Origin of the sequence: Olsenella uli, from assembly GCF_901212655.1 — a bacterium.
GTDB lineage: Bacteria > Actinomycetota > Coriobacteriia > Coriobacteriales > Atopobiaceae > Parolsenella > Parolsenella uli_A.
Genome location: NZ_CAAKON010000024.1, coordinates 15,807 through 28,032, shown reverse-complemented (window position 1 = coordinate 28,032; position 12,226 = coordinate 15,807). Strand labels below are relative to the sequence as shown.

Below are 12,226 nucleotides of genomic sequence, written 5' to 3'. Positions count from 1 at the left end.
GCGGGCTTGCGGCGGCTGCTCGGGTTGGCGCCCCTGCCATGCCGCCGACCCGCCGTGCTGGCGCCCCCGTCGGCTCCGTGTCAAGGTGCTACCTCCCCCTCCCGTTCATCGAGAGTAGTCATTACGCACATTTTTTGGCTTTGAAACGGTTTCAAACATGCGTAATGACTACTCTCGGCGAGGGCGAGGGCGAGGGCGAGGGCGAGGGCGAGGCCTCCGACTTGCGCGGTGAGGCCGCGTGCCAAGGCCGTATGCCGGTGGCGCGAGGGCGAGGCCTTCGGCAAGCGCGGAGCGACCTGGAGCACAGACGAGACCTCCGACTTGCACGGCGAGGCCGCGCACCGGCAGCTCGAAGCTTCAAGGCTCGCCCTAGGTCAGCGGCTCAACCGTGGGGCTCAGTCCGTAGGCCTCCAGCTTCTTGAGGAGGAGCTTGTCGTCCCTCGCTTGCTTCGGGGTAATGCGGACAATCCGGATACCGTGGGCCGTGATTCTTGCCTCCCGCTGGCGCTCGTCCATAAAGACGCCTGCCATCGGCCTCCCCCTCGTCATCGTTTCGTCCTCGTACTTCTGCCTGCCATCAACCTCGAGGTCAACGAGTCCGCCATCTGGCCGCCTCAGCACGATGTCGAGACGAAACGGCTGCCTCCAGGACGCCTCGGGGTCGGGAACGGGCATTTGGATGTCGTGGACGGCAAACCCAAGCTCGATCAGTCGTCCGCGTACGAAGGACTCTCCGCCGCTTTCGGCTCGCGGGTCAAGCAGCTCCGCAATCTGTCGTGCGCGACGGATTCCCCGTGCGCCCTTTGCGCTCGCGAGACAGTTCGCGAGATTCTGCCTGCCAATTCGTCCCGACCTCAGCGCCGAATCTCCGATAGCAATGGCCGAGGGCAGGGGAAGGGCTCGCAGGCAGTCGGCGACGGTCTGCGTGGCGGGAGTCACCTTGATACCGCCAACGGCCTCGCTCTTGAGGGACTTCGAGCGGTGATGGCGCAACCCCTCGACCGCCTGGCCTCCTCCGGACGTTTCGGTGATGAAATGGATGGGGTTAAGCAGGTTGTAGGACACAGAGAACCCGTGTACGAGCGCTGCGGTGGCGTGTGAGAAGGCCCAGGTCTTGTGCAGGATTCCGAGCGCCTTGACGATATGGAGTGTCTGTTCGCCGCGATTGAGTTGGCTCCAATACGAGGTCCGTGCGTAGAGTTCTGGCCAAGGACAGACGAACTCGCCGGAATCAACCCTCCTGACCATGGAGTTTCGCTCCGCACGGGAGGTCGCGAACAGGCAGACCCTTTGGGTTTCCGAGTCCTCGAGGTAGTTCGAGAGCTCTATGGTGACGGCTTCGCTCATGGCCTCTCCTCGCGTCGGCGTGGCGCAAGGAGGCAAGACGGCGATGTCCGCTCCCGTGCGTTGGGCCATTGTGGCACGCTATGCGCTTGGAGCATGCGAGCATTGGCGGCTTTTCCGCGGGCGGCGCGTTACCTTTCCTGGCTGCTTGTCCCACACGTTGCGCGGCCGAAGCCGGCACTTCCTCCCTCTCTTCGTGCTTGGCCCGCCGAGTGTAGTCATTACGCATATTTGGAACCGTTTCACAGCGAGAAAACGTGCGTAACGACTACTCTCGGCGAATTCCGGGCGGCGTGCGGGGGCGGCGTAGGATGCGGACAAGCGCTGGGTCCCGGATCTCGAGTCCCGACCCCGAGCTTCGAGCGACGAGCGAAGGCGGCCTCGTGCGGCCCCCGGGCTCCGGGCGGCGTGCAGGGGCGGTCCCCGGGCTCCGAGCGGCGTGCAGGGGCGGTCCCCGAGCTTCGAGCGGCGTGCAGGGGCGGGCCCGTGCGATTACCCAGGCTCCATGTCTCGAGCTGGCTTCTGCCGCCGAGCCAATCCGACCACCTTCTGTCGTGCATGTTTGTTGTCTAGACAACAGAGCCCACGAGTTTGCTTTGGCATACTTGAGCCAAAAGCAAAGGGCGACCCGAAAGGGGCAAGCACGTGATCGACACAACCAGGAAGATGCGCGCCATTGTGAACGACGAGCCGTTGTTCGGCGACTTTCTCCGCTCGAAGGGCTTTCCCTTCACAACGAAGAGCCCCGTGACGGCGCTGGTTACCTTTGACGACGTCGTTCGTCTCAAGAAGCTCGACAAGGAGGCGTTTCTCGCCGAATACGAGGCCTACAAGTCCGATCGCCGGGGCCAGTAGGATGTCGGACCGGGCGGAGCGCGCGCCAATGGAAGACTTGGCGGGGGCAGTGACTGAGATATCGTGCCAGGCGACGCTTGCGGTAATGGAGGGTCAGGCGGCGGCTGAGGCGCCTGGCTTGGCGGAGTTGCCCTGCCGGACGGCGTCCGAGGCAACAACCCGAGCAGCAGGCGGGCCCGCGCGCCAGACGGCGCCCGCGGCAACAACCCGAGCAACAGACGAGCCCGCCTTCGCCTACGCCCTCGGTATCGACATGGGGTCGAGTTCCGTGAAGGTTGCGGCGGTGTTGCTCGACGGGCAGGCCAAGGCCATCTGGAGAGCCCGCAGGGTCCACGAGGGCAATGCGCTTGGCACCCTCCATGAGCTGCTGCTCGATGCGCGAGCGACCTTGGGTGCGCAAGGCTGCCAGGCCGTGGCGGTGACGGGCGTAGGTGCCCCGGCGGTCACTCGGCTGGAGACGGCTGCGCGTCAGCTCGAGGACGTGCCCGCCATCGTTCGTGGCGCGTCGGCGCTCGTACCGCAGGCTCGCTCGATCATGGAAATAGGTGCCCAGAACGCGCGCTTCATCAGCCTCGAGGCTGGCCGCGCGCCGGAGTTTGCGATGAACGAGAGCTGCGCCTCCGGCACCGGCTCGTTCTTCGAAGACCAGATGAGCCGCCTGGGCATGCGTATCGAGGACTTCTCCGCCATGGTCTCTCGCGCCGAAAGCGTGCCGCGCCTTTCCGGCCGATGTGCAGTCTTTGCCAAAACCGACATCATCCATCGGCAGCAGGAGGGCACTCCGGTAGAGGACATCCTGCTGGGGCTCTGCTATGCAATGGTCCGCAGCTACAAGGCCACGATTGTGCGCAACCTGCCCGTGCGCCCGCCTGTTGTGCTGGCAGGCGGCGTGTTGCTCAACGCGGGCGTGGTACGTGCGACGCGCGAGGTCCTGGGGCTTGGGCAGGACGAGCTGCTCGTGTCAGATGATGCTCTCTACCTCGGGGCCGCTGGCGCCGCTCTGGAGGCTGCCGAGAGTTCGTCCAGCGGCAACGTGCTCGCCGGCCTTATCTCCGCGCTCGAGCGAGGGGGAGCCGTGGATCCGCTGCCCTCGCTTGCGCCCCTGCCTCAGGTGGAGCTCGAACGCGGGCGAGGCTACGACTTGCTCGACCCGGCCAACCTCGAGTTTGGCCCCGATGGTCGCGCCGACGTGACCCTCGGCATAGACGTGGACTCTACCTCGACGGACCTCGTGCTTATCGACGCCCGCTGCCGTATCGTGGACGCGCTCTACCTGCGTACGGGTGGCGACGCGAAGCGGGCCGTACGCAAGGGTCTGGCGGAGCTCGGCCGCCGTGCGGGACCTCGCGTTCGCGTCGTTGCCGCCGCGACGACCGGCTCGGGCCGCGAGCGCATGGGCAAGCTCGTCGGTGCCGACCTGGTTCGCGACGAGATAACCGCCCAGGCAGCGACGGCCGCCGAGACCAACCCCTCTGCCGACACGGTCTTCGAGATAGGGGGTCAGGACTCCAAGTTCATCTCGCTCAAGTCGGGCCAGGTGGTCGACTTCCAGATGAACAAGGTATGTGCGGCCGGCACCGGCTCCTTCGTGGAGGAGCAGGCCGCCCGCATGGGTATTCCCATCGCGGAGTTTGGCCGGATGGCGCTTGAGAGCGCGGCACCGCTTGACCTTGGCGAGCGCTGCACGGTGTTCGTTGAGACCGCAATCACCTCCGCGCTTGCCGCGGGTGCCAGCAAGCGCGATGTCGCGGCGGGGCTCTGCCTCTCCGTTGTGCGCAACTACCTGCGGCGCGTTGTGGGAACCAAGCATGTGGGGAACCATGTTGTGCTGCAGGGCGGGGTTGCCTTCAACCCGGGTATCGTCGCGGCGTTTCGTGCGAGCCTGGGCGACCGACTCACCGTCTCGCCCAGGTTCTCCGTCTCGGGCGCGGTGGGCGCCGCCTTGCTCGCGCGGGAGGCGGCAGAGCGACCAGGCTTTGTCGCCAGCAGATTCAAGGGTTGGGACCTTGCGGGGAGCAACACCCAGGACATATCCTCTGACCAGCGGCGCATTGATGCCAACAAGGCCTTCTGGCGCAAGAGCGGCGAGCTGTTCCTCGCGGGCTACACGGGCGAGCGCGACCCCGCAAAGCCCACGGTGGGCATACCTCGCGCCCTCTTGCTTCACCGGCTGTTTCCCATGGCAAATGCCTTCTTCCGCGAGCTCGGCTTCAACACCTACCTCACGCCGGAGACGTCCGAGGACACCATCCGTGCGGCCCAGGCGAGCTGCCAGGGCGAGGTCTGCTATCCGGTGAAGCTCGTCCACGGGCACATGGCGCAGCTCGCGGAGGCGGGCGTGGACTACGTCTTCATGCCGCGCGTGCGCACCATGCGCCACGAGGGGTCGAGGGTGCGGCACAACTACGCCTGCGTTTACATGCAGACGGCACCGGAGCTTGCGGCGCGTGCCCTTCGCTTCGAGGAGCGTGGCATTCGGCTCATCAGCCCCGTGCTCGACATGGAGTTTGGGCAGGTAGCGATGGCCGAGTCCATGCTCGGGGTGGGGGCGGAGCTCGGCTTCAGCCCCGAGCGCACGGCCCAGGCCATGCTCGCGGGAGGCTTTGCCCTCACCGAGTACGGCGAGCGCGTGGAGCGTCTGGGCGACGAGCTCTTGGCCTCCCTGGGACCTCACGAGCGCGTGCTCGTCATCGTGACGCGTAACTACGGCATTGCCGACCCGGTGCTCAACATGGGCATTCCGGAGCTTTTGCTCGAACGGGGCGTGCGCGTCATCACGATGGGCCACCTGCGCGGGCATGACGTGGACACCTCCGGCGACTATCCCGAGATGTGCTGGCCGTTTGGGCAGCACATCCTGGGTTCGGCCCGCATCATTCGCGACGACCCGCGCCTGTTCGCGGTCTACCTCACCAACCACGGGTGCGGTCCGGACACGATGCTCTCCCACCTCTTTACGGAGGAGATGGGCGACAAGCCCTACCTACAGATTGAGGTGGACGAGCACTTCTCGCGCGTGGGTGTCATCACGCGGCTCGAGGCGTTCCTCAACGCGCTGGACCACTTGGACGCCGAATGTGGGGAGGAGCCTGCGGGCTCGGGGGCCGCCCTGGGCGCGGCGGAGGCAGAGGGAGCCTTTCCGCGCGCCTTGTATGTTGACCGTTCGGTACGCAAGGACGAGGGAGGTGTTGAGGCCGCTGCGCGTGTAAGGGGGACCGGGGGAGTTGGTAGAACCGTCGCGTGTGCCGACCGTCCGGGGCGTGCGACTGCGCCTAGGCTCTCCCTGGGATGTGGCCTCTCGGGCAGCCGACCCGTCGCCGTGCCAGACCTCGGCCCCTGCGCCCGCGCGCTGGCGTTATGGCTGGAGGGGCGCGGCCATGCCGTGACGCTCATCCCGGCCAACGGCGCTGCCCTCGACGCCGGACAGGCGGAAACCACGAGCAAGGAGTACCTGACGTTCTCCATGCTGCTTGGTCAGGCCCTGCTGGCGGCAGACGGCTCGCTCGCAACGCAGGTACTCGTGCCGCGCACGCAGGGTGCCGAGGCAGACTGCCAGTACGCGCGCGTCATCGCAGGCGTTCTCGCGCGTCGCGGCGGCGCGGCGCGCGTGGTGGCCCCGGCGCTCGAGACGCTCGCGTGGGAGTGCGAGGACGTCGAGGGACTCTTTGACGCGTTGCTCGCCGCTGACGAGGAGATTGCCCGCGCGGACGCGGCTCATGCGAAAGCTGCCCGCTCGGGCACGACCCATGAAGAAGCCTCCCGTCCGGCCACCACTCGTGTGGACACGGCTCGCTTGGATGCTTGTCGCTCGGACGAGGCCCGCGCAGAAGCTGCCCGTTTGGCTACTGACCGTGCGGACGAGGATTGCGCGGACGCGGTTTGCGCGGACGCGGCGAGCACGGGCGCGGTTTGCGCGGACTCGGCGGGCGCGGGCGCGGTGAGCGCGGGTTCGTCCGGGGTTTTTGGCATGGGACGACAGAAGACCCTCGGCGTCGTGGGCGAGTGGGGGCTCGTCGCCTGCGACGTGCTCACGGGCAACGCGCTTGGGATTGCCGCGGCGGAGGGCGTTCGCCCCGTGCGCATGCCCCTTGCCGAGTACCTGTGGTTCCTCTGGAACGACGACCTTGCCGCCGAGCGTGCCGAGGCGGGGCGCCGCGCGGACGAGGAGGAATCTCGCGCGCTTTCTGCCGAGGAGCTCGGTCGCAGGCAGGCCCTGCTCGATCGGCTTGCGCTCCGCATGGGGGAGTCGGCGGCGCGTCTGGGCGAGCTCTCGCCCTTCAGTTCCGACCTCGGCAGCTTGGTGGCGATTGCGGACGAGCGGCTCGGAAGGTTTGCGGGCGGGGGCGGGCGCTATCGCCTCGCCAAGGCACTCGAGCTTGGTAAGACCTGCGATGGCGTGGCGACGCTGTCCTCGATGTACGAGAACACGGGCACGATTCTCGAGCTTGTGCTCGGCGACGCTGGCGTGCCCATGCTTCCGCTTAGCTTCGACGGATCGCCTGGCCAGGGTGCCGAGGACCGTCTCCGCTCGTTCCTCTACTTCCTGTAGGGGGCGGGGAGCCTGCAGGGAGGGGTGCCTCCGTCGCGTAAGGCGCCGGCCCCGACCCCGGGGCCCCGCGCGACGCCGGTCCCGACCCCGGGGCCCCGCGACGCCAGCCGTCAGCCCCGGCTCGGGAGAGGTGCCGGCCCCGACCCGGGAGCCCCGCGACGCCGACCCCGACCCGGGAGCCCCGCGACGCCGGCCCTCCGCCTCTGCCCCCGTTCTCGCCGAGAGTAGTCATTACGCATGTTTTTTCGGCCTGAAACGGTTCCAAAAGTGCGTAATGACTACTCTCGGCGGATGATGGTGCAGGGCGGGGCCGCCGGAGCGGGCGTGGGCGTCAGGTGGAGATGGGGCCTCTGCGACGGGTCGCTGGCCCTGCCGGGCGGGGCCTCTGCGACGGGTCGCGGCAGCGGGCAGCCGGGGCCGTCGGGCGGGGCGGGGCGAGGCTGCCGGTGCCGGGACGATCCCTCGAGGACGGAACGGGCGCCAGGGGAGCCGGGACGGTCGTCGGAACAGGAACTGATTGAGGAGGACCAACGTGGAGCTGAGAAACCTACCCGAGGAAGAGGCCTTGCCCTTCGCGAGCCTCGTTGCCTGCCATCCTGGCCAGGCTTCGAGCATGTCGCTCGTGCGTGGTGGCTTTGAGCTGGGGCTTTCTGCCACACTCTTCGCCTTTGCGGCGGGAGAGTCCGTGAGCGAGGAGCGCTACGAGGGCGATACCCTCTACCTGTGCGTTGAGGGTCGCATGGCGTTGACGCGCCCTGACGGCTGGCGCGCCGAGCTCTCTGCGGGCGACGTCCTGCGCGTGCCGGCCTGCGTCGAACACGCTGTTGAGGGCGTGGGCGAGCCATTCAAGATGTTGCAGGTTACGGTGCCCGCGAACGTGTAGCAAGCGGGCCCCGGCAGATTGCCTGGGTGGACTTGCCCACGCGCGCGGGGCGGGCTGCCCGAACGGGGATATCGGCGGACGGCTTCTCGCAACTTGTGCACCAGTGCATGAGGCGGGGCCACCCATGTAAGACGCATCAGCGAGCGGCACCTCAGAGCGAGGCGTCGCGCAAACGAAAGGAACTGCCATGAGCGAGCTCATCAAGAACGTCGAGAAGGAAGAGCTCTTTGCGCCGAAGGGTCTCGTGGAGGTGGAGCCGGGCCGGGTCAACAGCCTCACCCTTGCGCAGACGCCCGCCTGCAAGATGACGGTCTTCGCCATCGACGAGGGCGAGGGCATGTCGAGTCATGCCGCCGGTGGCGACGCCATGGTCTTCGTGCAGGAGGGCACGGCCGAAATCACCATCAAGGGCGAGCCGCACCTCGTGAATGCCGGCGAGGCCATCGTGATTCCGGCTGGCGCTCCGCACGCGGTCAGGGCCGTCACGGCCTTCAAGATGCTGCTCACGGTGGTGTTCCCGCAATAGGGAGCGGCCTCTCCCGGCGATCGGCCGCCCAATCTCGCGATACCGGGTTTTCCATGCTGGGGAGTCCGGCCTGCGCCTCTGGATCACGGATGCCTACAAGAAGCTCGGCGCCGACCTGCCCGTCCTCTTTGACGACACCGACGGCGTCGATCTCGAGGCTGTGAACGACTGCCAGCCTGACATCATCCTTGCCCCGTACTCCGGCATCTCCGAGGACGAGTACAACAAGCTCTCCGAGACCGCGCCCGTCGTGCAGACGTGCTCGAGATTCGCGACAAAGGTGCAGCCCACCGACTCGAGCGACGCGCGCGTGAGCTCGCAGGACTCGAGGAGCCGCTCGAGGTGGTGTAGGGGGGCGATGAGCTCCGCCGGCAGGTCTGTGGAGACCTCTGGCCTGCCGGCGCGGTTTGAGTAACCATGCCGACGTTCTCTCGGGCTTCGACGAAGCTGTCCCCGGGCTTGCGGGTCATGCCTATCGCCTCGAGGACCCCCGTCTGGTATTCGTTCGGGGTTTGGGCTGTGAGGCATCTCATGGCGGAATCCTTCTCGCTAAGCTGACCCCTTCTTTAGCGAGAGGACCGGTTGCGTCGAGGGCTTTATTGGACAGGGCTTGTGTTTTTCCGGAGCGCGTGCTCCCGGAGGCTGCCGTTGGGCAATCGGATGATTCGCTGCAAAGCGCAGGCCGGGCTATTGGGGCGTGCCGCCCGAGCCGTCCTTGGATGGGCGCGCTTCCGAGGCTGGCGTCGGGCATGCTGCCATGCCGTCGCGCGGACGCGCCGCAGGAGGGCAGGAGACGGGGCAGCGCTCAGCGCACCAGTCCTCGCCGTGCCGTCGCGCGGACGCGCCGCAGGGAACAGTCCGGCGCACGTCGCTGACGTTTCTCGTCCGATTGTCCCGTCGGTTACGGACGCGTAAGGACTGAATTGTTCTGCACGCATGTTGGTTAATGCGTGCTTGCGAGGGGTACCATTCCGTATTAGTTGACATAAGACCTACAGGAGGCCGTTGACTTCACGCCGCGGCTCTCCGGGGGAATGGACGGAGCCGACGGCCGGGCAGCCGGCCGCGCATGGGCAGTCCGAGAGGGAAGGGAACCAGCATGGGACTCACGCAGGCCGCGGAGCGTGCCGCACTCAACAAGCTCATCGACTACCTCGACGACAATCCGGCAGACCACCTCGACCAGATCATGGACCTGGTCAACAAGCTCGTCCCGAACTCGGTGTTTCCCGTGCAGCGCAAGGCGTTCACGGACGTCATCAAGAGCCGCGGTAACTGGTACCAGCTCATGATGCGCGTCTTCAGCCTCAACCCCGAGATGCGCACCAAGCTCCTCAAGGCGCTGCTCGTGGACGGCAACCTCATGGCCTGGCCCGTACAGGAGAAGATGCGCGACAAGTACAGCTGCAACATCCCCTGGGCCATCCTCTTGGACCCCACGAGCGCCTGCAACCTGCACTGCATCGGCTGCTGGGCGGCGGAGTACGGTCACCAGCAGAACCTCTCGCTCGATGACATCGACTCCATCGTGACGCAGGGCAAGGCCCTTGGCACACACGTCTACATCTACACCGGCGGAGAGCCACTCGTGCGCAAGCACGACCTCATCAAGATCTGCGAGAAGCACCCAGACTGCATCTTCCTGTGCTTCACCAACTCCACGCTCATAGACGAGGACTTCTGCCAGGACATGATCGGTGTGGGCAACTTCGTGCCGGCGATCAGCGCCGAGGGCAACGAGCACACCACCGATGCGCGCCGCGGGGAGGGCGTGTACAACAAGATCGAACGCGCCATGAAGCTGCTGCGCGAGCACGGCCTGCCGTTTGGCATCTCCTGCTGCTGGACCAAGGCCAACGCCGACACGGTGGCCACCGAGGAGAACATGGACTGGATGATTGGCGAGGGCGCGCTCTTCTGCTGGTACTTCCACTTCATGCCGGTGGGCCGCGCCGCCACGGCAGACCTCGTGCCCACGCCCGAGCAGCGCGTGAAGATGTACCACTTCATCCGCGAGATGCGCGAGAAGAAGCCGCTCTTTACCCTCGACTTCCAGAACGACGGCGAGTACGTGGGTGGCTGCATCGCCGGCGGCCGTCGCTACCTGCACATCAACGCCGCGGGCGACGTGGAGCCGTGCGTGTTCATCCACTACTCCAACGCCAACATTCACGACATGAGCCTGCTCGACGCGCTGCGCTCGCCGATCTTCATGAAGTACTACGAGAACCAGCCGTTCAATGGCAATCACCTGCGTCCGTGCCCCATGTTGGAGAATCCGCATATCCTGGGCGAGATGGTCAAGGAGGCGGGCGCCCACAACACGGACCTCGTGGCCGAGGAGACGCCCGAGCAGCTGGCCGAGAAGACCGAGCCGGCGGCCATTGCCTGGGCTCCCGTTGCCGAGAAGCTGTGGAACGAGCATGACCAGTACTACGAGAAGCGCCACGGCGACGTGCCGCAGGGCTCCTCGGTCTCTGACATCCACCGCTGGGAGCACACGGGCCACGTTGGCTTCGCCGGCTCTCCCACCGAGCAGCACATGCGCGAGGAGGCGGAGGCAAAGGCCGCCGCGGAGAAGGCGCAGCGCGACGCCGAGCACGCCGCCTGCCACTGCGGCCTCCATGCCGAGGTGCCGGCCGACGAGCGTGAGGCCGTGGACGCGGCCAAGTAGCTTCGTCTTGGGGTTTGGCAGGGGGCCGAACGGATTGTTCCGTTCGGCCCCCTTTGCGTTGCGAGGCCATGCGGGACCATTGCCTGGCGTCTTTGCGGCCTCGCTCCTCTCATCTTGGGGAACCTTATTCCCGGGGGAGAGTTTGCTCCCTCGCCTATTCGATGGTAAGAAAGAGAAAACCCGCAGGTACGAAGCCTGCGGTTATACGTGTTAGAGATATATGCCTGCACCGCTTGAGGGAAAGTCACCCCAGAGACGAAAGCTTGCTGGAGAGATCTCCGGAATGCCTACCCCCTGCGGCGGAGTCGCGGCAAGAAGCCGTGGAACGGGCTCACGAAGCCCTTCGTGACCACGGGCTTGGCAACCTCCTCGGGCGGAACCGTGCTCACGACGCCCGCCGGCACGTCTGCTACCGGCATGTCCGTGATGTCGGGCACCGGGGGCACCACCACCTGCGGCACCCCCTCTGCCATCGGCTCCTTCTTTGCGGGCTCGTCATCGTCGTGCGCGCCCATGCCGGCGCGGTAGCGCGTCATCATGTCCTTCTGCAGCTGGATGACGCTGGGCGGCGCCCAGATGAGCGCGTTGGCGCCGGCGGCCACCGCGGCCTGCGCCGTTGTGGCGTCGTGGCCGCCCGTGGCGATGATGGGCAGGTTGGGGAACGCCGCGCGCAGCTCGGCGATGACCTTGGGCGTGTCGCGCCCGGCGGCCACGTTCACGATGCGGGCCCCGGCGTAGACCTTCTCCGCGGCCTCCTCGTCGTACTTGGTAATGGTGGCCACCACGGGAATGTCCACGGTGGTGGCGATCTGCGCCACCATCTCCGAGGTTGCCGGCGAGTTGAGGACCACGCCCGCCGCGCCCTGCATCTCGGAGACCGCCGCGAGCTCTGCGGCGCGCCGGCCGGTGGTGGTACCGCCGCCCACGCCCACGAAGAGGGGTGCCTCGGCCACCGTGAGCAGGGCCTGCGTGATGGCCGGCTGGGCGGTGAAGGGGTAGACGGCAAAGACCGCGTCTGCGTTGGAGTTGCGGATCACAGCGACGTCGGTGGAGTAGATGAGCGAGCGGATGCGTCGGCCGAACAGGGTGAAGCCGCTGCACTGCTCGTACATGTCGGGCACGCGCAGCGGTGCCTTGCGCAGACGGCCCTCGATGGGGCTGGGGGCGTCGGCCGCCGGGACGGGTGCGGAGGGGCCGGCGGGCGGAATGACGATGGGCTTGTCGGCAGCGGGAATGTCGCCGCTGGGTGCCTGCTGAGTATTCTGGTCTTCTGACATGGGTACCTCCCGTGGAGGGCGAAAAAGCGACATCACTCTTTATCCCCGTGCGCCCGGGCATGCAGTCCGCCGTTCCCGCTTCCTTACGAATACGTCAAAATAGAGCAGTGCAGGGGAG

8 protein-coding genes are annotated in these 12,226 nt (G+C 66.7%); 6 read left to right on the top strand and 2 right to left on the bottom strand.

Features of this window, described 5'->3' with window-relative positions; all coding sequences use genetic code 11:
• Positions 1-369: 369 nt before the first annotated feature.
• Positions 370-1,347, bottom strand: coding sequence for a hypothetical protein (locus tag EFAMC2_RS05500; protein WP_154027845.1), 978 nt, complete (start codon positions 1,345-1,347; stop codon positions 370-372).
• Between the two features lie 642 nt (positions 1,348-1,989).
• Here EFAMC2_RS05500 and EFAMC2_RS05495 point away from each other — a divergent pair.
• From EFAMC2_RS05495 to EFAMC2_RS05470, 6 genes are all read left to right on the top strand, one after another.
• Complete coding sequence (locus tag EFAMC2_RS05495; RefSeq protein WP_222838528.1) at positions 1,990-2,199, top strand: hypothetical protein; 210 nt, start codon at positions 1,990-1,992, stop codon at positions 2,197-2,199.
• A 1-nt stretch (position 2,200) separates the two neighbouring features.
• Positions 2,201-6,748: an acyl-CoA dehydratase activase gene (locus EFAMC2_RS05490; protein WP_315985354.1), complete on the top strand. Its 4,548-nt coding sequence runs from the start codon at positions 2,201-2,203 to the stop codon at positions 6,746-6,748.
• A gap of 532 nt (positions 6,749-7,280) precedes the next feature.
• On the top strand, positions 7,281-7,631 hold the full coding sequence (locus tag EFAMC2_RS05485; RefSeq protein WP_187325167.1) for a cupin domain-containing protein: 351 nt from the start codon (positions 7,281-7,283) through the stop codon (positions 7,629-7,631).
• 187 nt (positions 7,632-7,818) lie between these two features.
• The gene (locus EFAMC2_RS05480; RefSeq protein WP_154027843.1) at positions 7,819-8,157 is read left to right on the top strand and encodes a cupin domain-containing protein; all 339 of its coding nucleotides are present in this window, start codon (positions 7,819-7,821) and stop codon (positions 8,155-8,157) included.
• Between the two features lie 160 nt (positions 8,158-8,317).
• The gene (locus EFAMC2_RS05475; protein WP_154027842.1) at positions 8,318-8,572 is read left to right on the top strand and encodes a hypothetical protein; all 255 of its coding nucleotides are present in this window, start codon (positions 8,318-8,320) and stop codon (positions 8,570-8,572) included.
• 684 nt (positions 8,573-9,256) lie between these two features.
• Entirely contained in the window at positions 9,257-10,831 is a 1,575-nt protein-coding gene (locus EFAMC2_RS05470; protein WP_154027841.1) for a radical SAM protein, read from the top strand.
• Between the two features lie 287 nt (positions 10,832-11,118).
• On the opposite strand, the gene EFAMC2_RS05465 is transcribed toward EFAMC2_RS05470, so the two are convergent.
• Positions 11,119-12,108, bottom strand: a complete 990-nt coding sequence (locus EFAMC2_RS05465; protein WP_187325166.1) for a hypothetical protein — start codon at positions 12,106-12,108, stop codon at positions 11,119-11,121.
• Positions 12,109-12,226: the final 118 nt, after the last annotated feature.

What these genes read in the sequence shown, in the direction of transcription:
- EFAMC2_RS05470 (WP_154027841.1), top strand. Translation starts at nt 9,257, where the DNA reads ATGGGACTCACGCAGGCCGCGGAGCGTGCCGCACTCAACAAGCTCATC.
- EFAMC2_RS05465 (WP_187325166.1), bottom strand. Translation starts at nt 12,108, where the DNA reads ATGTCAGAAGACCAGAATACTCAGCAGGCACCCAGCGGCGACATTCCC.
- EFAMC2_RS05490 (WP_315985354.1), top strand. Translation starts at nt 2,201, where the DNA reads ATGTCGGACCGGGCGGAGCGCGCGCCAATGGAAGACTTGGCGGGGGCA.
- EFAMC2_RS05480 (WP_154027843.1), top strand. Translation starts at nt 7,819, where the DNA reads ATGAGCGAGCTCATCAAGAACGTCGAGAAGGAAGAGCTCTTTGCGCCG.
- EFAMC2_RS05500 (WP_154027845.1), bottom strand. Translation starts at nt 1,347, where the DNA reads ATGAGCGAAGCCGTCACCATAGAGCTCTCGAACTACCTCGAGGACTCG.